The sequence below is a fragment of the Enterovibrio sp. FF113 genome (genome assembly GCF_041439165.1).
Lineage (GTDB): Bacteria > Pseudomonadota > Gammaproteobacteria > Enterobacterales > Vibrionaceae > Enterovibrio > Enterovibrio norvegicus_A.
On the sequence record NZ_JBGONO010000024.1, the window covers coordinates 1 to 23340 of the forward strand.

The 23340-nt window shown below is 47.5% G+C and carries 20 protein-coding genes; 13 read left to right on the forward strand and 7 right to left on the reverse strand.

Annotated features, from left to right (window positions below; genetic code table 11):
• Window positions 1-60 precede the first annotated feature (60 nt).
• The 3 genes from ACED36_RS17665 to rsuA all read right to left on the reverse strand — a co-directional run bounded on the left by ACED36_RS17665 (window position 61) and on the right by rsuA (window position 2968).
• The gene (locus ACED36_RS17665; protein ID WP_016962214.1) at window positions 61-714 is read right to left on the reverse strand and encodes a DUF2913 family protein; all 654 of its coding nucleotides are present in this window, start codon (window positions 712-714) and stop codon (window positions 61-63) included.
• A 4-nt stretch (window positions 715-718) separates the two neighbouring features.
• Window positions 719-1918 carry a Bcr/CflA family multidrug efflux MFS transporter gene (locus ACED36_RS17670; protein ID WP_371733615.1) on the reverse strand — a complete coding sequence of 400 codons (1200 nt, stop codon included), beginning with the start codon at window positions 1916-1918 and terminating at the stop codon, window positions 719-721.
• Between the two features lie 345 nt (window positions 1919-2263).
• A complete protein-coding gene (gene rsuA, locus ACED36_RS17675; RefSeq protein WP_371733616.1) occupies window positions 2264-2968 on the reverse strand; it encodes a 16S rRNA pseudouridine(516) synthase RsuA in 705 nt (234 codons plus the stop codon).
• A gap of 231 nt (window positions 2969-3199) precedes the next feature.
• Between rsuA and ACED36_RS17680 the strand changes: the two genes are divergently transcribed.
• The 3 genes from ACED36_RS17680 (at window position 3200) to rplY (ending at window position 6007) form a co-directional block, all read left to right on the forward strand.
• Entirely contained in the window at window positions 3200-3667 is a 468-nt protein-coding gene (locus tag ACED36_RS17680; RefSeq protein WP_016962217.1) for a GNAT family N-acetyltransferase, read from the forward strand.
• Window positions 3668-3741: 74 nt separating this feature from the next.
• The gene (locus ACED36_RS17685) at window positions 3742-5517 is read left to right on the forward strand and encodes a DEAD/DEAH box helicase (RefSeq protein ID WP_016962218.1); all 1776 of its coding nucleotides are present in this window, start codon (window positions 3742-3744) and stop codon (window positions 5515-5517) included.
• Between the two features lie 211 nt (window positions 5518-5728).
• Window positions 5729-6007 (forward strand): 50S ribosomal protein L25, encoded by a 279-nt coding sequence (gene rplY / locus ACED36_RS17690; protein ID WP_016962219.1) that lies wholly within the window; start codon window positions 5729-5731, stop codon window positions 6005-6007.
• Between the two features lie 186 nt (window positions 6008-6193).
• On the opposite strand, the gene ACED36_RS17695 is transcribed toward rplY, so the two are convergent.
• Window positions 6194-6457 (reverse strand): DUF1289 domain-containing protein, encoded by a 264-nt coding sequence (locus ACED36_RS17695; protein ID WP_017002877.1) that lies wholly within the window; start codon window positions 6455-6457, stop codon window positions 6194-6196.
• A gap of 309 nt (window positions 6458-6766) precedes the next feature.
• Between ACED36_RS17695 and ACED36_RS17700 the strand changes: the two genes are divergently transcribed.
• Window positions 6767-7078, forward strand: a complete 312-nt coding sequence (locus ACED36_RS17700) for a hypothetical protein (protein WP_017002878.1) — start codon at window positions 6767-6769, stop codon at window positions 7076-7078.
• Window positions 7079-7141: 63 nt separating this feature from the next.
• Here ACED36_RS17700 and ACED36_RS17705 read toward each other — a convergent pair whose 3' ends face one another.
• A complete protein-coding gene (locus ACED36_RS17705) occupies window positions 7142-9505 on the reverse strand; it encodes a DNA polymerase II (protein WP_371733637.1) in 2364 nt (787 codons plus the stop codon).
• 182 nt (window positions 9506-9687) lie between these two features.
• Here ACED36_RS17705 and ACED36_RS17710 point away from each other — a divergent pair, with 182 nt between their 5' ends.
• The 6 genes from ACED36_RS17710 to ACED36_RS17735 all read left to right on the forward strand — a co-directional run bounded on the left by ACED36_RS17710 (window position 9688) and on the right by ACED36_RS17735 (window position 16975).
• The gene (locus tag ACED36_RS17710) at window positions 9688-10422 is read left to right on the forward strand and encodes a winged helix-turn-helix domain-containing protein (RefSeq protein ID WP_017006926.1); all 735 of its coding nucleotides are present in this window, start codon (window positions 9688-9690) and stop codon (window positions 10420-10422) included.
• Between the two features lie 8 nt (window positions 10423-10430).
• Window positions 10431-12983 carry a PAS-domain containing protein gene (locus ACED36_RS17715; protein ID WP_371733617.1) on the forward strand — a complete coding sequence of 851 codons (2553 nt, stop codon included), beginning with the start codon at window positions 10431-10433 and terminating at the stop codon, window positions 12981-12983.
• Between the two features lie 100 nt (window positions 12984-13083).
• Complete coding sequence (locus tag ACED36_RS17720; RefSeq protein ID WP_371733618.1) at window positions 13084-14121, forward strand: sugar ABC transporter substrate-binding protein; 1038 nt, start codon at window positions 13084-13086, stop codon at window positions 14119-14121.
• 75 nt (window positions 14122-14196) lie between these two features.
• The gene (locus ACED36_RS17725) at window positions 14197-15252 is read left to right on the forward strand and encodes an ABC transporter permease (RefSeq protein WP_371733619.1); all 1056 of its coding nucleotides are present in this window, start codon (window positions 14197-14199) and stop codon (window positions 15250-15252) included.
• On the forward strand, window positions 15249-16064 hold the full coding sequence (locus ACED36_RS17730) for an ATP-binding cassette domain-containing protein (protein WP_016962229.1): 816 nt from the start codon (window positions 15249-15251) through the stop codon (window positions 16062-16064). Before ACED36_RS17725 ends, ACED36_RS17730 begins: the two co-directional genes overlap by 4 nt.
• Window positions 16061-16975: a substrate-binding domain-containing protein gene (locus ACED36_RS17735; RefSeq protein WP_016962230.1), complete on the forward strand. Its 915-nt coding sequence runs from the start codon at window positions 16061-16063 to the stop codon at window positions 16973-16975. Before ACED36_RS17730 ends, ACED36_RS17735 begins: the two co-directional genes overlap by 4 nt.
• 167 nt (window positions 16976-17142) lie before the next feature.
• Here the strand turns inward: ACED36_RS17735 and ACED36_RS17740 are convergent, their stop codons facing one another.
• A complete protein-coding gene (locus ACED36_RS17740) occupies window positions 17143-18012 on the reverse strand; it encodes a DMT family transporter (protein ID WP_241823939.1) in 870 nt (289 codons plus the stop codon).
• Window positions 18013-18264: 252 nt separating this feature from the next.
• Here ACED36_RS17740 and ACED36_RS17745 point away from each other — a divergent pair, with 252 nt between their 5' ends.
• Together ACED36_RS17745 and ACED36_RS17750 are read left to right on the forward strand one after the other, a co-directional pair.
• Window positions 18265-18954 carry a DUF2786 domain-containing protein gene (locus tag ACED36_RS17745; protein WP_016962233.1) on the forward strand — a complete coding sequence of 230 codons (690 nt, stop codon included), beginning with the start codon at window positions 18265-18267 and terminating at the stop codon, window positions 18952-18954.
• A gap of 317 nt (window positions 18955-19271) precedes the next feature.
• A complete protein-coding gene (locus tag ACED36_RS17750; protein ID WP_016962234.1) occupies window positions 19272-20258 on the forward strand; it encodes an OmpA family protein in 987 nt (328 codons plus the stop codon).
• A gap of 75 nt (window positions 20259-20333) precedes the next feature.
• Here ACED36_RS17750 and ACED36_RS17755 read toward each other — a convergent pair whose 3' ends face one another.
• Window positions 20334-20900: a gamma-glutamylcyclotransferase family protein gene (locus ACED36_RS17755; protein ID WP_016962235.1), complete on the reverse strand. Its 567-nt coding sequence runs from the start codon at window positions 20898-20900 to the stop codon at window positions 20334-20336.
• 296 nt (window positions 20901-21196) lie between these two features.
• Between ACED36_RS17755 and ACED36_RS17760 the strand changes: the two genes are divergently transcribed.
• On the forward strand, window positions 21197-22687 hold the full coding sequence (locus ACED36_RS17760) for a carboxypeptidase M32 (RefSeq protein WP_371733620.1): 1491 nt from the start codon (window positions 21197-21199) through the stop codon (window positions 22685-22687).
• The last annotated feature ends 653 nt before the right edge of the window (window positions 22688-23340 follow it).

A 23340-nucleotide genomic window follows, 5' to 3' on the forward strand; every position in this document is an offset into this window, starting at 1 on the left:
TTTCTAGTTTCTAGTTTCTAGTTTCTAGTTTCTAGTTTCTAGTTTCTAGTTTCTACAAGATTAAGGCTTCAAGCTTTCTGGCAACACCACTAAACAATCGGCCTGATTTCGAGGCCAGATCTTATATTCACCGTGGTATTTGATGATCGATTTGTAATCGGTCACCTTAGTGGCGAGCAAGCCGTTAGCCAAAAAGGCTTCAATGAACCAAGCTTCTGGACCGCGGACATAGAGGCTCATCGGCTTCACTAGCTCCCCTGCTTCGTTGAAGCTTTTTTCCACTGCAGCACTATTTGCCACAAAGGAATGCTGCCCATCAGAAATGACCCGCATCTTGCGGCTTATCTCTTGATCCGTATGCACCATCCAATCATTCTTTTCCAGCTCGGTAAGCAAATCATCAAACTGAGCAATCGTGACAGCAACATGCTCATCGCCGTCTGGAAATTGATGATGATATACCGAAGCAATATGCAGCATTTGGCCTTTAAGATTGGCGTGTTTACCCATACTGCGACCTTGCTGAACCCAACGCGTCAGATCTTTCAGCACAACGTTGTCAAAACGCTGTTTCTTGATCGACTGCGCCACCCAGCGACAAAGAAAAGAATCTTCACTCACTGGGTTGTTTTGTATTTTTCCTGCCGCTTTCGCGTCGTTAAGTTCGCTTAACGCTGAATCCACTACGGATTTGATTTCTTTTATGTAACTCATGTTCTTATTTTTTCGCTAAACCCCAGTAAAACAGGGCGGATAAAATCGCACATGCAGCCATAGCACCGGTCATGGGCCACGCTGAATGCACAGGAATGGAGGCGACTATACCACCAACAATAGTACCGATACCAAATCTCATTGTGCCTGCTAATGAAGAGGCTGTACCTGCCAACTCAGGGTAAGCACTCAGCACACAGGCCATGGAATTACTGCCAACAATGGAAATCGTACCGACAAAGAGCATTACCGGAATCACTGTTCCCCATAAGCCCAAACCGAAAACCTGACCGACGATCAACCCAATGCCAGCGAAGAGTTGGATCATCAAACCGATTTTCAGCATATTCTCGCTGCCCACTTTGCGCACAAACTTGCCATTCAGCATGGTAAACAGAATCAAGCACACCACGTTAAGGCCAAACAGGTAACCGAAGTTTTGGGTGCTGACACCGTAGTAATCGATGTAGACAAAAGAACCTGCCGTTAAAAAAGAGAACATGCCTGCAAACGAAAAACCAGAAGCCACGATGTAGCCAACAGATTGCTTGGTGCGCAGAATTTTCGCGTAATTACGCAAGGTCGAACCGATACGTAGCCGCGGGCGGCGATCAAGCGCCAACGTTTCAGGGATCATTGTCACCACGAGCACAATCACCAGTGCGGCGAAACCTGCCAGTACCCAAAAAATCGAACGCCATCCAAACCAAACCGCCAGATATCCCCCCATCATAGGCGCGGCCAAAGGTGCAACCGTCATGACCAAGGTAATAAACGACATGGTGCGGGCGAAATCTTCTTTATCGAACATGTCGCGAACCAGCGCTTGAATCACGACTGCAGCAGCAGCGCCACAGAAACCTTGCGCAGCACGAATATAAGTCAGAGTTTCAATATCAGTGGCGTTGGCACTCACCACTGCGCCGATCAAGAACATGATGACGCCGACGATCAATACGGGACGACGACCATAACTGTCTGAAATTGGGCCGTGAATCAACTGCCCCAGAGCAAAACCCGCGGTATACGCCGCGAGTGTACGCTGAACAAGCCCCGGCGCGACACCCAACTCCCTCGCGATATCAGGCATGGCGGGTAAATACATATCGATAGCCAACGGCGTCAACGCCGCAATCGCGCCAAGGACGAGGATCAAAAGAAAGGTCAGCTGTTGAGCTGGCTGATGTACCGCATTCGTTGTCATGTACGCCTTAGAAAGAAAAGGTGAAGAAAAAAGATGCACAGTTCAAAACTGTGTCTGGCTCACATAATAGCACTATGATTAATTCCCTTGAGGAAATAATGACTTTCTATTCAGACACAAACGGAATCGCTAGTAAATTGCAGATAATTAAGCATAAAAATTCATCATGACAATAAAATATCTCGTCTATCGGCTTGTAGCATCTATACATGAGACTTCACCGTCGGGAAACCGAGCACAAAAAAACGCCGCGGAACAAATGCCCGCGGCGTTTTCAATCAAGATGGTTTAGTTGAAGGTGCTGACTAGCGCACTTCTCGTCTAAGACATCCGATTTCGATATGATTATTTGCGAGGCATAAAGAGTGCGATTTCTTGTGCGGTTAGTGCACGGTATTGCCCAGGCTCCAGTGAATCGTCTAGCACTAATTCACCCACTGATTCACGGTGAAGGCCGACGACTCTATTGCCGACAGCAGCAAACATACGCTTCACTTGATGGTATTTACCTTCGTGAATCGTCAGTAGTGCTTCCTTCTCGCTCACTTGCTCTAGCTGTGCTGGTAGCGTGTCTGTTTTTTCTCCACGAAGCAGAAGACCTTCAGAGAACACATCCGCCGTCTCTTCTGAAATCGGATCATCCAGCACAACACGATACACTTTATCGCACTTGTGTTTAGGCGATGTCACACGGTGAGACCATTGACCGTCATCAGTCAGCAGAAGCAAGCCTGTTGTGTCACAATCTAGGCGACCTGCAATGTGCAATTTATCCGCACCGACTTCGTCTACTAGGATAAACACGGTCGGGTTATGCCCGTCTTCATGAGAGCACACATAGCCTTCAGGCTTGTTCATCATGATGTAACGCGGGCCAGACAAATGCAGTGAAGCGCCATCGAATTCGACATCAGCATCTTCTGCAATTTTCAATGAGCCGCTCTTAACGATGTCACCATTAACTGTCACGCGTTTTTCTTTGAGTAATCTTGTTGCTTGGGTGCGGGTAACACCTACCGTTTCACAAAGAAATTTGTCTAGCCTGATCATTGTATTTTGTCCGTGATGTTCTCGATGGGCGCATTATAGGAAGTTCACGTTAAAGGTACAGCGAAAAACGTTTTATCAATCTCATATTGAACCGATGAAATTGCACTCTCGTTTCTCATGTCTATAACTAAGAGATGGCGAACTTAACAAATTCGTTACAGTCTAATCCTGTGCCCTTGGATTTATGATTATAATCTCGCACTGGTTAACATGTTGATTAGGGAAGCATTTATGAATATTACGCTGCAATCACCTTCCATAGAGTCAATGCCGCGTCTCCTCGAACTATCAAAGCAACTGCATGATCACGAGGCACTTTCTTTTGATGTGGCACATGTGACGTCTGCGTTCAATTTCTTGATTGCCCATCCCGCACATGGCGATGTGTTTCTCATCGAGCTTGATAAAAGTGAGGAACAAGAGGCGATCGGCTTTGTTGTGCTTTGCTACAGCTTTAGCATTGAACTGGGTGGACGCATCGCAGTCATCGACCAGATATACTTGTCACATGATTGGCGACGCCAAGGGGTGGGTTCTCATGTCCTACCCAATATCGAATCTCATGCACAAGCGAGAGATTGTCACGCAGTCATTCTTGAAGTAAACATCGGCAATAGCGGCGCACGTGAGTTCTATGAACAATTCGATTACATGCCTCGACGTCAACACTGCTTAATGACCAAGCGATTGTTGCGCTAATGAACTCGCCCGCTAGCTAATTATTCTGTGCCTCGCTACACTGGGCGGCCTTAAACGGCTGCCTTATTGATCGCATGTATACCCTTCGACCTTACCAAGCAGACACGGTGAAAGCCGTCGTTCACTATTTCCGTCGCCATTCTACGCCCGCCGTTGCTGTACTGCCTACTGGCGCGGGTAAAAGCTTGGTCATCGCCGAGCTAGCAAAGCTTGCCCGAGGGCGAGTATTGGTGCTAGCCCACGTTAAAGAGTTGGTGGAGCAAAACCACGAAAAATACGAAGGGTACGGCCTAAAAGGCGGTATTTTCTCAGCCGGCTTAGGCCGCAAAGAAAGCGCAGATAAAGTCGTGTTCGCCTCGGTGCAATCCATGGTGCGAAATCTTGACGAATTCAACGATCAGTTTTCCTTGCTCGTTATCGACGAATGTCACCGTGTGCCAGACAACGCAGACAGCAGTTACCGCAAAGTTATCTCTCATCTACAGCAGGTTAACCCCGGCATTAAAGTGCTTGGTTTGACCGCAACGCCCTATCGCCTCGGCATGGGTTGGATTTATCAGTTTCATACCGCAGGTCGTGTGCGAAGTGAAAAGCCGCGCTTCTTCCATGACTGTATTTTTGAACTTCCGATCCGATTTTTGCTTGATGAAGGCTTTCTCACTGAAGCCAAGGTGCTGGATGCGCCCGTACTGAGTTATGACTTCTCGCAGCTCAAAGCCTCAACGACAGGGTTTTACAAAGAAGCTGACTTAGACCGTGTTATCGAAAATGCCCCTCGCGCGACGCCACAGATCGTCGATCAAGTCATGCAATACGCGAAAGACCGTCACGGCGTGATGATTTTCGCCGCCACGGTGAGACACGCTCAGGAAATTCTTGGACTTTTGCCACCCGCTGAATCCGCGCTGGTGATTGGCGAAACCGCGCTGGACGAACGAGACAGCATTATCCAGCGCTTTAAAAAGCGAGAAATAAAATATCTGGTTAACGTATCGGTGCTGACTACAGGATTTGATGCGCCGCATGTTGACCTGATCGCCATTTTACGACCAACTGAATCAGTTAGCCTGTATCAGCAAATTGCAGGCCGAGGCTTAAGACTCTCCCCAGGCAAGAAGGATTGCCTGATATTAGATTACGCTGGCAATGTTTACGATTTGTATCAGCCTGAAATTGGCGACCCTAAACCTGACAGCGACAGTGAAATCGTCACGGTTCCCTGCCCCGCATGCGGCTTCAATAACAATTTCTGGGGTAAACTAGACGACAATGCATTTCTGATTGAGCACTACGGACGTCGTTGCCAGGGCTTTTTTGAAGACGAGGATGGCGAACGAGAAATCTGTGGTTATCGTTTTCGCGCCAAGTATTGCAGCGAATGTGGCGCAGACAATGACATTGCTGCTCGTCGCTGCCATCAGTGCGACCATACCCTTGTCGACCCTGACAAAAAGCTACGAGATGCATTAAAGCTCAAAGACGCCATGATCATGGCATGCGCCGACATGCGCTTGGAAGCGGGTAAAAACAAATTCGACAAGCCACAACTTAAAGTGACTTTTGTGGGACACGACGGCGCCGAGATCCACGAAGTCTGGCCGCTTTCCACTAAACGACAGAAAGATGATTTTCTCGCAAAATTCATCAACCCGCATTTGGTTGACCGTCATCGCCCGTTTACCGATACCGCGCCTTCCAAGGTTGTCAGAGCTGAGCATCGCTTACGATTGCCAGATTTTGTCGTGGCGAGGAAGAACGGTCGATTCTGGGCGATCCGCGATAAAATCTTCGACCTCGACCAATTTGCGTCACAGCAAGAAGTGAGCGACATGATCAACAGCGCAGCGTGAAACAACGTGGAACCAAAACGTGTAAATTGATTGCCATAACGTGCATAACGAACAGTAATCACTCAACGAGCCACCAAATGACGTATAACGTCCTAGTTTCACTTGTGATCCCACTATCTGGGTGGTAGTATCCGCGCTCGATTTACTCGTATCTAGATTGGTCGCATTCTGGATACATATTCTCAACTCTCTATTTTAAAGAGTATATATTATGAAATTCGAAGCAGTAGTACGTACTGAGCAGGGTAAGGGTGCGAGCCGCCGCCTGCGTTTGACTGACCACTTCCCAGCTGTAGTTTACGGTGGCGAAGCCGCTCCAGTTGCTATCTCTCTTGAGCACGCTAAAGTGATCACTCAGATGGATAAGCCTGAGTTCTACGAAGCGATTACTCTAGTAATCGACGGTCAAGAAGTGAACGTTAAGCCACAAGACATCCAACGTCACCCGTTCAAACCAAAAGTTATGCACATGGATTTCATCCGCGTATAATTGCTTTTGCAGTTTGACGGCTCTTCGCTTCGCTAAGAAGTGAATGAGACACAAAAAAAGCGCCGACTATCGGCGCTTTTTTTGTGTCTGTTATTTTAGGTATTATTCTTTCAATGCCAAACTTGGCTCATATTCATCACCAAGCTCACCTATTTCCAATCTTTCTGGTTCTAGTCGCTTTTGGTTTTAGTCTTCATCACCAAACAAGGATTGTTGAGGATTGGTTTCTTCGACAGCTTGCATGGCTTCTTTCGCCAATTTCGCCTTTATAACACGCGTATAGCGCTGCTTACATAACCGCACGACATTGCGTCGCTGTTCGCTGCTAAAGTCATTCCAATGGAAACGCTCATCCCTGCTGCGTAAGCAACCTTTGCAATACCCCTTATTGTTCACCTGACAAACACCAATACAGGGGCTGGGCACCGTAAAAAAATCAAGTTGCTCCAACTTTGCACCTCATTGCCGTTAAGCTATTCATTTCATTCAAGCGACTTTCCGATCGAAAAGCAAATTTCAGCAGATATCAAACGGGATCAAGTAACAGAGTGAGTAATCGTTCCATGCGAATACCGCCCGCTACATTCACTTATCTACCTCTTTTTATGACAACCACATAGTAGGTGAATTCACCTACATAAAAGAAATATCATTGCGTTTAGTGGTCTGAATTTGTTACTTTTACCACATAACCTTTCGGGTTATCGTCATGAATCGGAATAAGTGACGAGAAGAAATGAGTAATAAAAAGGAGTAGTTATGTCGTTTTTTGTACCCGCTGCAGAATCCCAAGAACACGCAGAATCTATTTATACTGCGATAGCCAAGCATATTGATGCTCCCATCAACGACGCACGTATTGCAGCCCTGACATGGAAACATGAAGGTCAGGAAGTCATTGCCAAGGTAGGACAGGCCCTGCCAACGTGTTTTGGCTCAGACGATGAAGTTATTCTCGCCATATTTGACTGTGGTGATGTATTTAAAGTCTGCACCCCAAACCGTGGTGCGGTCTGTTTTGACCCAGTAGTCGCTTCACGCACCAACGTTTCGAACGTTGATCTCTTCTAGTACCGACGAATTTTCCAATAAAAATACCGGGGAATACCCCGGCATTTTTTCTCTGGATAAAACTTAGAACAACCCCAACTGTGGCATCGACAAGGCATCAAAGCTCTTGCCGACAAACGGTAAAATACCGTCTGCAATAGGTTTTAACTGCTTATCAACGTAATGCTGGTAATCATATTGGCTAACCAACGCTTCTAATGGCTCAGGGCCATTTAGCGTGATCACATACTCAATCCAACCGCCATGCTGGTATTGCAGCGCTCGACCGAGTTTTTCATTCACAGCATCGGCCTTACGGGCGGCTCTTACATGCGGCGGAACATTTTTCTCGTAATCAGACAGCTTGCGACGCAGCCTCTTTCGGTAAATCAACTTTTCATTATTGTGACCGCGTAACGTATCTTCGACCATGGTACGAACATAATCATCAATGTCTTCACCATCGAAAACCCGTTGATACAAGGTCTGCTGAAACTCCTGCGCCAGCGGCGTCCAGTCGGTTCTGACTGTTTCTAACCCTTTGTAAACAATGTGTCGCTCACCTTGCTTGTCGACCAAGCCGGCATAACGCTTTTTGCTGCCGGTATCTTGGCCTCGAATCGTCGGCATCAAAAACTTCTGATAATGCGTTTCATACTCAATTTCGAGCGCCGAAGGGATCTGATATTCATCCAGAAGGTGCTGATCCCACCACTGATTGATATGTGCCACCAGCGATTGCCCTACTGCGTCCGCTTCTTCGTGACTGTATTGACGCCCTAACGACACAAAGGTCGAATCAGTATCGCCATAAATAACGTTGTAGCCTTTCGCTTCAATCAAATCACGTGTCAGCTTCATGATTTCATGCCCGCGCATAGTGATTGACGACGCTAAACGGTGGTCGAAGAAACGACAACCCGATGAGCCCAGCACACCATAAAAAGAGTTCATGATGATTTTTATTGCCTGCGAAAATGCTTTTTCGCCCTGCCGTTTGGCTTCATCGCGCGCTTTCCAAAGGTTTTCAATCATGGCAGGAAGAAAGTGCGTCTCACGGTGGAAAACACCACCACGAAAACCCGGCACAGTCAGGCTTGGATCGTCCTGTTTCAGCCCTTCGATCAAACCCAGCGGATCAATCAAAAACGTACGGATAATCGACGGGTACAGCGATTTGAAATCGAGCACCAGCACAGAGTCATACAAGCCAGGCTTACTGTCCATGACATAACCGCCGGGGCTGGCAATCCAGTTTTCACTGGTCAGTGTAGGCGCGACATAGCCAGCTCGGTGCAACCTAGGCATATACAGGTTGGTAAACGCTGCAACCGAGCCGCCAATGCGATCTAGCTCAATGCCAGTTAGGCGGGTGCGTTGGATCAGAAACTCCATCAAATGGGTATCCGCAAAAATACGATTCACCAACACACAATCTTGTAAGTTATATTTCGCCAATGCGGGCTTGTCGTCCCGAAACATACGATTGATTGAATCCATACGATCATAGGGATTATCAATCGCTTTCCCTTCACCAAACATGGTTCTGGACACCGATTCCAACGACCAAGAACGAAAACTGTATGTCGCCGTTTTCAAGCCATCAATACCGTCAATCACCACCCTTCCCGGTAACGTAATAAAGCCTTGGCGACTGTTGTTGGAATCACGCCAATGCGCTTTTTCAGCACCTCGGCCCAAGCGCAAATCAATTTTGTTAAATGCCGCGCGTTTAATCAGTAAGCGAAAATCGAAATCGACAACGCTCCAACCCACGATCACATCGGGATCAAAGCGAATAAACCATGCATTAAGAGCTTTCAATAGCTCGAGTTCGTTATCGACCCAGTCAATCCAAGGCATCTCTTCTGTATTATCAGGCGTTGGCCCAACCATGATGACGCGGCTGTCCATCTCACCGTCTAAGCCAATGGAATACAAAACGCCCTTTTCAGAACACTCAATATCCAATGAAACACGCGACAATGAGGTCGAATAGTCAGACGCTTTGGCTTTCACATTACGGTATTCGACAAAACCATTTTTCTGCTTTGCTGTACCCGTAAAGGTTAACCCGCCGCAAATAAAGCGCTCCATCAAGTAACGGTCGGTTAATCGCACGTCTGCTTCATAGGGTTCAAACTCTTCGGCTTGCAACAATCGACTCGCGCGAGTGGCATCAGAAATGGTATTGAAGTAGAACCCCGTCATCTCACGATGCAGAAAATCACACAACGCGAGTGCTTTGCAGTGAAAACGAAAGGCAGCCTCGGTCAGAGTTTGTTGCGCTGCGGACACCCGTTCGTTGGCAACAAAGAAAACTGGTTTCTCGCCTGTTATCACCAATTTTGCAGGGCCAGTATTTGTCTGCACCCAAAAAACAAGTTCGGTGACATCACCGATATCTCGGCCATGGCGGCTGATGATGAATCCTTCTTGATATTGCAAGGCGGCCTCAGAGGTTAAATTGACGCTGGCAGTATACCCAAACTCGAGCATCATCCGTTAGGTATGCTTTCGCAGACAAAGCACTGTTGAGGCCACACTCTTGGTCGCTCCTCCTTCCTTTGAACTTGTTATTGCTAGACTCATTATCTATTGATAGAAATACCAACACTCAAGGATGAACCATGAATAGTCGCGTCTCTCACATTGTGGTCGTTGATGATGAACATGATGTTAGGACAGTTTTGACCGATGCATTACGCCAAGTAGGTTACACCGTCACGCCTGTATCCACTGGTGAAGAGCTCTACGCGGCAGACAATGTCGATCTTGCTGTTATTGACCTGCGCCTTAACAACGAAGATGGTCTTCAACTTGCCCGGCAACTTCGCGAAAACAGTGACATACCGATCATGATGTTGACGGGGAAAGGCGACGAAACAGACAGAATCATCGGCCTCGAAGTGGCTGCTGATGACTACATGATGAAGCCGTTTAATCTTCGTGAGTTCACGGCCCGCATTAATGCGCTTTTACGTCGAAGTCAAAACGCCGGCACAAAACGAGTGTCCGTTGAAACAAACGAAACGGTTTACCAGTTTGACGATTGGACGTTATATCTCTCGCGGCGATTGCTTCAGCATGCCGATGGGCGCACACCAGATCTCACTTATGGCGAGTTTTCGTTGCTAGAAGCCTTTATCTCCTCACCGCAGCGGGTATTGACGAGGGAACATTTGATGGAACGAACCCATGGCTATGATTCTGACTCTCTCGATCGCACCATAGACGTGCTTGTGGTGCGTCTTCGCCGCAAAATCGAATCCAACCCTCGAATCCCTCGACTCATCAAGACCGAACGCGGATTGGGGTATTGCTTCGATGCTTCCGTCACCAAACTCGTTCCACAACCTCACTGAGCCATCCCATGAACGGAAACAGCATTCGCCCTCACTTAATGTTGACGCTTTCCGTCTTGCTTGCGCTGACCACACTCATGGCTGGCTTTTCTCTGTTCACGCTGTGGCAGAACCAATATCTGCTCGACAGAGTCACACAAACTACGCTCGCAGATACTCAGACCGCATTGAATTTATCCCAGGGTGTTGCCCAGATTGCCGCGTTGGCACCTTATACGGCCGCTTCAGCAAGGCCTCACCAAATCCAAAACGAGAAGAAACAACTTCAAGCGAGGGCAGCGACGTTAAACGACGACGCCCTAAAGCTCACCACACCTTCATACGCCCACGAGTTGGGTCAGCGCATTGGCGAAGTTGACGTGACCCTGCAAAAACTCATGTCGAACGTTGAGCGAGAATTGTATATCCGAGAAGATTTGATGGCACAGCAGTTTGCACTTGATGAGCTAGACGCCTACCCATTTGGCGCCCTTTTTATTCACGCTTTTGCGAAAGATCCTACCCGCATTTCGCAAGGCTGGATTGACCAAATCACCAATATGCTAACGAGTGACCCAGTCGCAAACGAACGAATCGCCCATGATGTAATGCCAGTTTTAGCGTCATTGACTCGAAGTAATACACATATCAACGTCCTGCGTTCAGAAAATGCCTTCCTGCTTGCTTCAATCCGCGCACAATCAGATCGCATGACCGACTATGTGCGTGAAATCGTCGCTATTCATCAGCAGGAGGTAAGCGAGCAACAACGCCTAGCTAAATCAGCGATTAATCGTGTGATGCTACTGATGGCTATGATTCTACTTTCTTTGGTGGCGGGCGTTTACTACCTCTACCGATTCAACGATAAAATGGCCAAAGATCTCCTAAGCGTAACGGATGAGATGCTAAATCTAGCTCAAGGCAACACCCAGCAAGCGCCCGTTAAGCTCGAACGAAAAGATGAAATCGGAAAACTGGCCACCGCATTCTCGGCATTTCAGCGAAATGCCATAGAAAAAGAGCGCGCGACACAGGATCTTTTCCAGCAAAACGTACTCCTTGAAACCATTTTCCATGAAATGCAGGATGGCCTAAGTGCCTTTGATGCCGACAACCGCTTGCTCGCGTGGAACAGCAAATATGCGTTCCTATTAGGTATTGATGAAAACCAACTGGCGTTCGGCATGACCATTGAAGATGTGCAGGAAAAGCTTTCACTTCGTCTTCAGTCTTCCGCTGAACATGCACAGCAAAATGAAACCTACACCTCGCTAAGGCACCTTCAGCCCTTGCTGTTTGAAAGACAGTTCAAAGATGGGCGTATTATCGAATATCGTAGCCAGCCCATTCCTTCTGGCGGATTTATCACCTTGTATCGCGACCTAACAGAAAAGCGCCAAATCGATCTCGCGCTCAAACAAGCACAAAAAATGGAAACACTGGGACAACTCACTGGCGGGATAGCACATGATTTCAATAATCTACTCTCTGCCTTGAGCGGAAATTTAGAGTTATTGGATATGACTAGCACGCTCGATGACACCAGCAGGACCTATTTAAACCGCGCACTCTCTGTGACCGAAAAAGGCAGCCAGTTGATTGAGCGCCTGCTTGCTTTTAGCCGGACCCAACCCCTCCACCCCGAACCTGTCAACGTCGAGCAAACCTTGGATGAGTTGTCCGATCTCATGGAGTACTCGTTAGACGGCACAAGTCAGTTAATGATGCATACCTCGCCACAAGACGCGCTCATCTTTGCGGATAAAAGTGGGCTAGAAAATGCGTTGATGAATTTACTTCTCAATGCCAATGCCGCCATGACACAAGCAGGGAGAGTTATCGTCACGACACGCCAATGCTGCCTACTTCACGACAAGAAAGCAGCGGTAATTATTGAGGTTGAAGACTCAGGCAGTGGTATTCACCCTGATGACATCGATAAAGTGATGGAGCCATTCTTCTCGACCAAAGAAAAAGGCAAAGGCAGCGGATTGGGTTTGAGCATGGTATATGGGTTTGTGGAGCAATCTAAAGGCGAGATTGTGATTGATTCAACTGTGGGCAAAGGCACGGCTATTAGCATGATCCTTCCTTGTTACGAGCTTGAACACCTCGCTTCAACCACGGAAAAAACCTCAATGACTTCTATCCCAGATGCTACCAATACAACTGCACCTGCTGCCACCAGCACTATGCAAGCGCTTCACCTTGAAGGCATCACCATTTTGCTGGTTGATGACGACAATGATGTCGCGCTACCGATAAAGCAAATGCTAGAAACGCAAGGTGCTTCCGTAACGCTTGCGACTTCAGCCAAAGAAGCCATCAAGCTCAGTGAAGCGACAAAGCCGAACTTTGTCATCAGTGATATTAACCTTGGCAACAAAGAAACTGGCGTCTGGCTCAAAAACACGCTTCACGTTATACAACCTAAAATACCTGTGATCTTGATGTCAGGATTACCCAAAGAACAGCTTAGTCAGCAGTTTGGCTATCAGTCAGATTGGGACTTGATCACAAAACCCGTCACTCGTCATGCGCTGTCAGCGGCACTACTTCGCGTTATATCAATCGGTTAGCGCCTTTGTTTCAATTGTGAATGAAATATCTTTCCGTTTGAAACCGACCATTCGTTTTTGTTTGTCAGTCTGTAGATGTCAATTCACAAGGAGATTTGCTATGAATTCGCTTTTACGGAAATCGCTCTTAAAAAAATCACTGCTGGCCGCCATGATTGCATCGCTACCGATGGCACAAGCCACAGCAGAAGAAGTGCTCATCGGTCTCATCACGAAGACTAACACCAACCCTTTCTTCGTGAAGATGAAGGAAGGCGCACAAGAAAAAGCCACGGAGCTTGGCGCAAAAGTGAGTTCTTTTGCCGGCCGTTTTGATGGCGATACAGATTCACAAGTTCAGGCCATTGAGAACCTCGTGGCGGCTGGCGCGAAAGGCATACTGATCACACCGAGTGACCCTCAAGCACTCGCGCCCTCAGTCAAACGTGCTCAAGATGCCGGTGTATTGGTGATTGCGCTGGACACCCCTTTCACACCACCCAATGTGGCTGATGCCACCTTCGCGACTGATAACTTCAAAGCCGGTGAATTAATTGGCGAATGGGCGAAAGCGCAAATGGGCGATGAGGCCAAAAATGCCAAAATTGCACTGCTTGATTTGAGTACAGCCAATATCTCTGTCGATGTTGCACGTAACCAAGGTTTCCTAACAGGCTTTGGCATCGACACCAAAAACCCTAACATTAACCGCGATGAAGACGACCCTCGCATTGTGGGTAACGACGTGACACAAGGTTCTGAAGAAGGTGGCCGTCGCGCCATGGAAAACTTGCTGCAAAAAGATCCCAGCATCAACCTCGTATACACCATCAACGAACCCGCGGCTGCAGGCGCATATGAAGCGTTGAAAGCACTAGGCCGGCAAGATGATGTGATGATTGTTTCTGTTGATGGTGGCTGCCCAGGAGTCGATAACGTTGAAGCTGGCGTCATTGGTGCAACCTCTATGCAGTTCCCTTTGCAGATGGCTTCGCTTGGCGTAGAAGCTGTCGTTGAATACGCGAAATCTGGCGTAAAACCGGGCGCTACACCGGGTAAAGCATTCTTCGATACGGGCGTAGAGCTGATCACTGATGAGCCCGCAACTGGCGTGGCTTCATCAACATCTAAGCAAGGTAAAACTAAGTGCTGGGGCTAATCCTCTAATGCGATAGAGAGGGCGAGATGCCCTCTCTCACTTTCTTGCGAGCACGGACGCACTCGGGAGCGCGTAATGTCATCACCACAAACCCCCTCACCTAGCGGCAACAGGCTCGCGGGTGACCAGCTTTCGAACGAAACCTTTAGTCTCGTTCAGCGCATTCAGCTTTATCTTCACAATCACCCCACAGCAGTACCCTGCCTGGTGCTGATACTTGCGGTCGCTTTTTTCTCTACCTTGGTTGGCGATAGATTTTTCCATCCGTTCAACCTGTCATTAGTGCTCCAGCAAGTGACGATTATTGGCGTGATTGGTATTGCCCAAACGCTGATTATTTTAACAGCAGGCATAGATCTTTCTGTCGGCGCCATTATGGTGCTGACCTCTGTTGTAATGGGCCGATTTGCTATCGACTTTGGGCTGCCCGCCCCTGTCGCGCTCTTTGCTGGGCTGCTTGTGGGCGCGTTGGCAGGCCTAATAAATGGCCTATTGGTGGCAAAAATCAAGCTTCCCCCGTTCATTGCGACCTTGGGGACTTGGAACATCTTTTTTGCTCTTAATCTGTGGTATTCAAACAGTCAAACCATTCGCTCTCAAGTCATCGACCAGCAAGCGCCGCTGTTACAGTGGCTTGGTAATACCGTCGAAGTGTTTGGCGCTCGCATCGCCTACAGTTCCCTTTTTATGTTCGTTTTGTTCATCGTGTTTTGGTATGCACTCAATTGGACGGCTTGGGGTCGACATGTTTATGCCACAGGCGATGATCCTGATGCAGCGCGCCTCGCAGGCATTAGAACTAAACGAATTCTGCTGTCGGTGTATATCACCGCGGGCGTAGTTTGTGCCTTAGCGGCGTGGGTATTAATCGGTCGCATCGGCTCTGTCAGCCCGCAAGCAGGCTATACCGCCAATCTCGATTCCATAACCGCAGTGGTCATCGGTGGCACCAGTCTTTTCGGCGGGCGTGGCTCCATTTTTGGCACACTTATCGGCGCCCTGATCGTGGGAATATTCCGAAATGGCCTTGCGCTAATGGGCGTAGACGTGTTGTGGCAGGAGTTTACTGTCGGCGTATTAATCATTGTTGCGGTCAGTATCGACCAATGGCTGCGGAGGGTATCGTCATGAGTGAGTCAAACCAAGTACCTGTTCTACAAGCGCGAGGGTTGGTTAAACGCTACGGGCGAGTCACCGCGCTAGACGGTGCAGATTTCGACTTAATGCCAGGTGAGATACTCGCCGTCATTGGAGACAACGGCGCGGGCAAATCTAGCTTAATCAAAGCACTTTCTGGCGCACTGATCCCCGATGCAGGAGAGATTACCCTTGACGGTAAGCGCGTGAATTTCAACAACCCGATGCAAGCGCGAGAAGCAGGTATTGAAACCGTATACCAAAACCTTGCTGTTGCCCCTGCTCTAAACATTGCTGATAACCTGTTTTTGGGCAGAGAGATAAGACACAATGACTGGCGCGGTAAATGGTTTCGTATGCTGGACAAAAAAGCCATGCGAGACAAAGCCAAAGAGAAACTCACTGAATTAGGATTAATGACCATTCAAGATATTACGCAGGCCGTCGAAACCCTATCAGGCGGTCAACGCCAAGGGGTAGCGGTCGCTCGCTCAGCGTTATTTGGGTCTAAAGTTGTGATCATGGATGAGCCCACCGCGGCACTTGGCGTTAAAGAGTCACGGAAAGTACTCGATTTGATCCTTGAGGTGAGAAATCGCGGCATGCCAGTGGTACTGATCAGCCATAACATGCCTCATGTATTTGAAGTGGCCGATCGGGTTCATATTCATCGCTTGGGTCAACGTGTGGATATTATCTCACCCAGCACCCACACCATGTCAGATGCTGTTGCCATCATGACGGGCGCCATGGAGCCCGGCACTTCAGAGTCTGGTACTTCAGAGCAAGCAAAAGCCCCTGCATGAAAACACTGAATGCCCTGACACTTTACCTCGTCTGCTTGTTTCCTTCATGGTCTCAGGCAGCCATCACGGCAGGTGTCAGCGTGTCAGATCTCACCAACCCCTACTTTGTTACCATGGTGCGAAGCCTTCGCGATGAACTACAAATAACGTTTGGCGATGATGTTCGCCTACTGGTTCGTTCCAGCGCTTATGATCACCCTCGCCAAGTGAGACAGCTTGAAGAATTTGTCGCCGAAAAGGTTGACGTTATTTTCCTCGTTGCGTCCGACGAACACAAAATCGGCCCTACGGTTGAACGTATCGTGACACATGGAACACCCATTTTTGCTATTGATGTACGCGCCAAAGGAGCAACTGCGACCATTACCACTGACAATGTTCAGGCCGGACGCATTGCTTGCAAAGGGCTAGCGGAATCACTAAATGCCCGCGGAAATGTAATCATCATTAACGGCCCCCAAGTTTCTTCTGTCATCGAGCGCGTGACCGGATGCAAACAAGCGCTGGTGCACTATCCCAAGATAGTGGTCATCAGTGATCAATTGAACGGCACGGCAAGTATTGAAGGCGGATTGGAGAGCATGGCGTATGCACTACAAGCATACTCAGGGATTGATGGCGTGTTTGCGATTAACGACCCGACAGCTCTTGGCGCAGAGCAAGCCATCGTACAAGCCAACGCCAACGCGCTGATCATGTCTGTAGATGGAAGCCCTGCTGGACGTGATGCCCTACTTCAAAGGCGAAAAGGCTGGATAGGCACAGCAACTCAGTTTCCAGATGTCATGAGTCGCGAAGCTGTCAAAATCGCTGATAAATGGCTCGATGAACATAAAGTCGATAGCACAGTAGTGTTAATACCCACAAAACTAATGAATCAAGACAATGCCGCTTCATTTAGCGCATGGTGAACAGTGACGACGAATAAGGACATGGATCGGCGCTTTACACAAATAGTGAGGGGTCGTGTGTTAGGCGCTTTGTGCTAGGGTCGATGTAAACAAGAGAAAAGCACTGAACCGATGCTTAGAGCGTTACGCTTCGTTTTCAACCAGACCTAAGCGGTACTCATTCTGACCTAAGTCACTGGCGACTGTTTTCGATCCCTGCCAACGAATGTCACTGCAATACCAAGTAATATCACAGACGCAGAAATCATCATTCGCATCGAGATAGACTCAGACATCAAAAGGTGACCCGCAAATGCTGCCATCACAGGAACTGACAGCTGCATCACCCCTGCTTGTGTCGCTTTAAAGTGCTGTATCACGCCGTACCATATGGCGTAGCCAATCGCGGAAGCAATGGCACCAGAAGCAATGGCCAGCCAAACACCCTCTTGAGAAAGCGTATTCATTGGAATATTGAGTAAGAAAAATGGAATAACAAAGAAAAGACTTAGTCTAAAGTTAATACAGTTAGCTTTGAGTTGTGGCACTTTCATTTCTTTACCCAGCACGCTATACGCGCCCCACGCCACACCTGAAATCGCCATCAATATACATCCCCACACATTTGGAGAATTTACACCAGGTGAAACAAGGTAGCCCAAACCACAAATGGCCGTTAACGCACCAATGTATTCCATGCCACTTGCGCCACCTTCGCGATAGTGACCGTAAGCAAACATGGTTAGTTGAACAAAGGCAAACAAGATAAGTGCCCCCATTCCGGTATCAAGGTATAGGTAAGCAAACGAAAACGTGGCGGCGTACAGAAACAGCATCGCTGCCGCCAACCAATGCTCAATCGCACTATGGAGCAATTGGCAATTGTCTTCCGGCGTGTTGCGCTTTGATGCGACTAAAGAAGAAAGCAAAAACAACATCGCGGCACCAGAAACCAGCCGGATTGAAGTAAATGAAGCGGGATCGATATCCGTGTCAGACAAGGCCATACGGCAAAGCACAGAGTTTGCTGCGAAGAAAATCAACGCGAGAATCGCCATTGTTATGTTTTTAATAGAAAAAGATTCTGCTCGCAACATAGTTCCATTCACTGTAGTGACACGTGCCAATATTGACCGTGTAGCTTCTACATATCTTTCACACCTTTGAGAAAAATCAGATTTTTTGTTTGGTATGTTGAACTTTGTCAAGACTCATAGAATGAATATAATGGGCAATATCTCAACAATGTCGTTTGGAAATTCGACGTTGAGAAGGTAAAATATCGCTCCTGATTTTTAGTGGTGAAGTGAATGTCTGACGCTAAACGCAAAGCGCTTAAAAAGATTGCAAAATGTTTGGAGCTGAGTAACTCATCCAACATCAATGAAGCTGCCGCAGCGATAAAAATGGCACAGAGCCTGATGAAGAAATACGGCTTGGATCAAGACGATATTGATTTCATCCGTATGGGAAAAACCACATCAGCCACCCTGCTACCCACCTCGATCAGCGACGCTGTTCTCAAAATAATTCGAGGCATTAATACCCGCTTTGGCGTCGAATGTGTGCTAACGAACCACAAAGGGCTTAAAAAAGCGGAATTCATTGGCGATGCCGATCGCGCCATTTTCGCCGCCTTCGCATTTGATATTGTCTATCGTGAAATGAATGAACACATTGGGCAATTCCGCAATAGCTTCCAAGGTTCAGGCACATCGCAAACAGAGATCACTCGCAGAATGGGTTCGTTCACGTTTGGCTGGCTTGATGGCGCATTAGCAAAACTGCCTAACATCGCGCCTGATGGCGATGCAGACAAAAAAATCAAAGACTATATCGACAGCCAGTTCAAGAACATCGACCGTGAAACCTTTAAGCAACAATTGAGAGATGCGATGAAGGGGATCACAGACGATTATGAGAAAGGCATGAAAAAAGGAAAACAGATTTCCGTCAGCCGCCCAGTGTCTGGCAAACAAGCAGCAAAGCGCCTCTACTAGGCGCTTTTTCATTTAATCCCAACACTGCGACAACGTCACTTACCCCCCAGTTAGCCCCAGTTAATTTCACGCAAGCCACTGAATTAACAATAATCCAACAAAAAACCTCTTTTTTTGAACAGTGTTGTATTAAAAAAGCCTGAATTTCTGTCCTGCCTATTGTATTGCGCGCTTTCCCCGCCTAGCCTAGCTTATTAAATCACCACATCAGTTGGTGATTGAAAAGATTTGCGAAAAGCAAACTTGTGGTGGTGACTTGTAACGTAGTACTGAAGTCTCTCTTACCAAACCCTCTCTAGAAGGAATGGAGAAAACAAATGAAAAAAGCAGTGATAAGCCTTGGATTAATTGTGGCCATAAGTCCATTGGCAAGTGTATACGCTCAAGATGATTCAAACTTTTACCTCGGTGCTCGCGTCGGTTCTTCAACACTTTCAGACGCTTGCCAAGTTGGCAGTTGTGACGACAACGAAGTCGGCGGCGGCTTAATTGGTGGTTACGACTTCGGTAACGGTTTCTCAATTGAATCAACCTATGATTACCTAGGCCATTTCGATGCAAGCTATAGCCCAACACCTGGCGCTATTAGTGGCGATCTGACCGCATTGACCTTGGCGCCAAAACTGGGCTTCGGTATTACTGACCAAACTGAGCTTTACGGTAAAATTGGTGCCGCTTGGTGGGATTGGAACAGCAACGCAGGCGACCAAGACGATATTTCTCTGCTAGGTGCAGTAGGTCTTGATCACCGTGCAAGCGATCTGGTTAATGTTCGACTTGAATACCAATACATCCACGACATGGATGAAGGTTACTTCAACGCCGATAATCACCTGATCAGTGCTGGTTTGACTTTCCACTTCGGTCGTACCTCTGAGCCAGAACCAGTTGTCATGGTAGTTGAAGAAATTGTTATTGTTGAAACAGTCGCAGAGCCTAAGAAATATGTGTTCTCTGAAGCCGATGACGTAGAACTGTTTGCGTTTGGTAAAGCAACCTTGTCAGATGGTGCTTCACAGCAACTAGGCCCGATGCTTAAACGCCTACAAGATTTTGATACCTCAACGGCTATCATCGTCGGTCACACTGACAGTGTCGGTTCAGAAGCATTCAACCAAACGTTGTCAGAAGAACGCGCACAGACTGTTGCAAACTACTTCGTCGATAACGGCATCAGTGCAGACCGTCTGAGCGTTGTTGGTGCAGGCGAAAGCGATCCTGTAGCGTCTAACGACTCTTCAGAAGGCCGCGCTAAAAACCGCCGCGTTGAAATTGAATCACCTGAGTTTGTTTACGAAGAGTAATCACACCGAGTGATGACACGCCAATGACCAGAGCCACGTCGTAATGACGTGGCTTTTTAGTTCATGTGGACAGAATCAAACGCCAGCAGTTGGTTCCCAGCCCACAAGCAAAGCATCAATAACCGGACGATCTTCGCTTCGCACACCCGCAACGCGCTGATAAAGCGGACGAGAACGATCATTCAAACGGGGATATTGCCAACCGTGGGTGGTTGTAACAAATGTTTGGGCGAAATCCGCAGAGTACCGCAGGCAACCTGCCATCACAGTATCAACGTAACTCTGCACCACTGGCTGAACGGTACACGGCGTAATCACCTCTTCTGTCACGTATACATAAACAGGCCCATCAATAACAAACGCATCGTCCAATACCTTAACGCGTTCACTGTCTAACAATATCCGCTTATAACCTGCCTCACGAATATCAAAAACATCGAGCGCCGAGTCGTCAATGTGAATCAATACGCCATTGCAATAACCATTCCCTTCACGAACAACAAGTGGAGACATCTTGGCTGTACTCACTTTACTCCAATGACGTTGCAAGCCAGACACCAGCGCTGGAAACGCTTTCCCAGTCTCACCCGTCAATCGTCTAGATTCGTCATTAATCAAACTGCCATAACCAAAAATGTACATAAACCCACTTCTTCTTTGTATTTCCTACAGAATACTCGACAAACGCGTGCTAATGTCAAACGAACGAGGACATCGCTTGGCACTAAACAAGAGTAAAAACACCTCAAGCGCCCTCTCAATCGACGCTTTTTCAACCAGATAACGTTTGATTGCGTCATCATCATCGAAAAATTTAAGCTCAATAATAACAACGCCCGACAACAGCATTATCATCGTCCTGATGAGCCTACCATGTTGAAATGGTAAGAATGGAATCATTCACAGCTCACGGTTGAGATACGAGATGGAATAACACTATGAAAGCGATAGAAAAAATCGAAAAACAGTTTCAAAAGCTCTCCAGCTATTCGCATTTAGCCGCGATTTGCGGGTGGGACCAAGCTACGATGATGCCAGACGGCGGCAACGACGCACGCTCAAAAGCCATGAGCGACCTCGCTGTGCTTTGCCACGAAACACTCACAGACTCACGCATGGGTGAATGGATAACAACAGCAGAAAGTGATACGTCACTCACTAACGAACAACGAACTAACCTTCGTGAAATTAAACGCGCTTGGACTCAAGCCACGCAATTTCCGTCAGAACTGGTTGAGAAGAAATCTCTGCTTGGTTCAAAATGCGAACATGAATGGCGCAGCCAACGCGGCAAAAATGATTGGCCTGGATTCGCAGAGAACCTGAAAAAGGTCGTAGAGGCGTCTCGAGAAGAAGCTAATACCCGCGCCACTCAAACGGGTGTCCGCCCTTATGACGCCATGCTCGACCTTTATGAACCCGGTATGACCACCGAAAAACTCGACATACTGTTTGGCGATCTTAAATCATGGCTGCCAAACCTGATTCAGAAAGTGCTCGAAAAGCAAAAATCGACGGTAATCACCGAGCCAAAAGGCCCTTTTGACACCGACAAACAAGCAGCTCTCGGCAAGCAGATGATGGAAATCCTCGGATTTAATTTCAATCACGGACGACTCGATGTCAGTGTTCACCCATTCTGCGGGGGCGTACCTTCGGATGTTCGTATTACCACCCGTTACGACGAGCAAGATTTCACGTCTGCGATAATGGGCGTGGTTCATGAAACCGGACATGCTCGATACGAACAAGGCTTGCCAAAAAGCTACGCAGGCTTTCCCGCTGGCGAAGCCCGCTCGATGGGGATTCATGAAAGCCAAAGCTTGTTCTTTGAAATGCAACTGGGTCGACATCCGTTCTTCGTTGACCACCTCGCCACACTATCCGCAGAAGCCTTCGACAAACAAGACGACGCTGCATTTGGCAGAGAAAACATCAACGCCCTCTACCAGCGCGTCCGACCTGGCTATATCCGTGTTGATGCAGACGAAGTGACCTACCCAGCACACGTCATTCTTCGCTTTGAGATCGAACGCGACCTAATCGAAGGAAAAATTGAAGTCGATGACATTCCAGCCTTGTGGAATCAGAAAATGCAGGAATATTTGGGTCTCTCAACCGACGGCGAATACACTAACGGCTGTATGCAAGATATTCATTGGACCGATGGAAGCTTTGGGTACTTTCCAAGCTACACACTAGGCGCCATGTATGCCGCACAATTCATGCATGCCATGCGTAAAACCGTCGATGTGGATGCATGCTTAAAGAACCTAGATTTGGCGCCGGTCAGTACATGGTTGGAAGAGAACATTTGGTCAAAAGGCTCAACGCTCTCCACCGATGAATTGGTGATTCAGGCGACGGGCGAACCACTCAACCCTGAGTATTTCAAACAGCACTTGATTGCGCGTTACTTGATTGATTGATTAACTACCAGCGCGGCCGAGTGCTGCGCTGACATTTTCTGGACAGAAACTGCTGAAAATTGGCGTTCTAAATCGTTGAGTATCAATAAAGTAAGCTTGGGCAAATTTCGCTTTTAACAAACTATATTCTCGTGACTATTTACTGCGAAATTCTTACACGTTACTCAACGAGTAATACACCACCATTTCTAATACCTTGATGAAGCTCTCCGTTTCAAAAAAAACAAGGCATACTGAAAAATCCAAACAGAAAATGCCTTAATAAAAAGTCAGTATGTCATATTGATTTTTACGTATTATATGTATTAGCCTCGCTTCTCAATAAAGTAGGAAGCGTTGGCCTTTAGCTGCCTATGGCTATTATTCCACTTCGCAAAGACTCACCGTTCATCTTCAACCAACACATTGAGCATACATCCACATAGCCATGAAACTGAAAAGCTTATACCTTTTGCAACGTGTATAGCTTGGTTGCCCATCTCTGGCTATCACTCTGATGAAGTCACGTAATCAACAACACCGAGTGAAAGTATTGAAAATTGGAATAATAAAAATACACCACAGCGTCACAAGCAAATATAAGATCAAGCACATAAAAGCAGATCAGCAACAACTATAATAAATACCATTATTAAGAGTGATACTTTGGTTAT

What these genes read in the sequence shown, in the direction of transcription:
- ACED36_RS17685 (WP_016962218.1), top strand. Translation starts at nt 3,742, where the DNA reads ATGTATACCCTTCGACCTTACCAAGCAGACACGGTGAAAGCCGTCGTT.
- ACED36_RS17745 (WP_016962233.1), top strand. Translation starts at nt 18,265, where the DNA reads ATGTCTGACGCTAAACGCAAAGCGCTTAAAAAGATTGCAAAATGTTTG.
- ACED36_RS17670 (WP_371733615.1), bottom strand. Translation starts at nt 1,918, where the DNA reads ATGACAACGAATGCGGTACATCAGCCAGCTCAACAGCTGACCTTTCTT.
- ACED36_RS17755 (WP_016962235.1), bottom strand. Translation starts at nt 20,900, where the DNA reads ATGTACATTTTTGGTTATGGCAGTTTGATTAATGACGAATCTAGACGA.
- rsuA (WP_371733616.1), bottom strand. Translation starts at nt 2,968, where the DNA reads ATGATCAGGCTAGACAAATTTCTTTGTGAAACGGTAGGTGTTACCCGC.
- ACED36_RS17700 (WP_017002878.1), top strand. Translation starts at nt 6,767, where the DNA reads ATGTCGTTTTTTGTACCCGCTGCAGAATCCCAAGAACACGCAGAATCT.
- ACED36_RS17720 (WP_371733618.1), top strand. Translation starts at nt 13,084, where the DNA reads ATGAATTCGCTTTTACGGAAATCGCTCTTAAAAAAATCACTGCTGGCC.
- ACED36_RS17715 (WP_371733617.1), top strand. Translation starts at nt 10,431, where the DNA reads ATGAACGGAAACAGCATTCGCCCTCACTTAATGTTGACGCTTTCCGTC.
- ACED36_RS17760 (WP_371733620.1), top strand. Translation starts at nt 21,197, where the DNA reads ATGAAAGCGATAGAAAAAATCGAAAAACAGTTTCAAAAGCTCTCCAGC.
- ACED36_RS17730 (WP_016962229.1), top strand. Translation starts at nt 15,249, where the DNA reads ATGAGTGAGTCAAACCAAGTACCTGTTCTACAAGCGCGAGGGTTGGTT.
- ACED36_RS17740 (WP_241823939.1), bottom strand. Translation starts at nt 18,012, where the DNA reads ATGGCGATTCTCGCGTTGATTTTCTTCGCAGCAAACTCTGTGCTTTGC.
- ACED36_RS17680 (WP_016962217.1), top strand. Translation starts at nt 3,200, where the DNA reads ATGAATATTACGCTGCAATCACCTTCCATAGAGTCAATGCCGCGTCTC.
- ACED36_RS17750 (WP_016962234.1), top strand. Translation starts at nt 19,272, where the DNA reads ATGAAAAAAGCAGTGATAAGCCTTGGATTAATTGTGGCCATAAGTCCA.
- rplY (WP_016962219.1), top strand. Translation starts at nt 5,729, where the DNA reads ATGAAATTCGAAGCAGTAGTACGTACTGAGCAGGGTAAGGGTGCGAGC.
- ACED36_RS17665 (WP_016962214.1), bottom strand. Translation starts at nt 714, where the DNA reads ATGAGTTACATAAAAGAAATCAAATCCGTAGTGGATTCAGCGTTAAGC.
- ACED36_RS17725 (WP_371733619.1), top strand. Translation starts at nt 14,197, where the DNA reads ATGTCATCACCACAAACCCCCTCACCTAGCGGCAACAGGCTCGCGGGT.
- ACED36_RS17710 (WP_017006926.1), top strand. Translation starts at nt 9,688, where the DNA reads ATGAATAGTCGCGTCTCTCACATTGTGGTCGTTGATGATGAACATGAT.
- ACED36_RS17735 (WP_016962230.1), top strand. Translation starts at nt 16,061, where the DNA reads ATGAAAACACTGAATGCCCTGACACTTTACCTCGTCTGCTTGTTTCCT.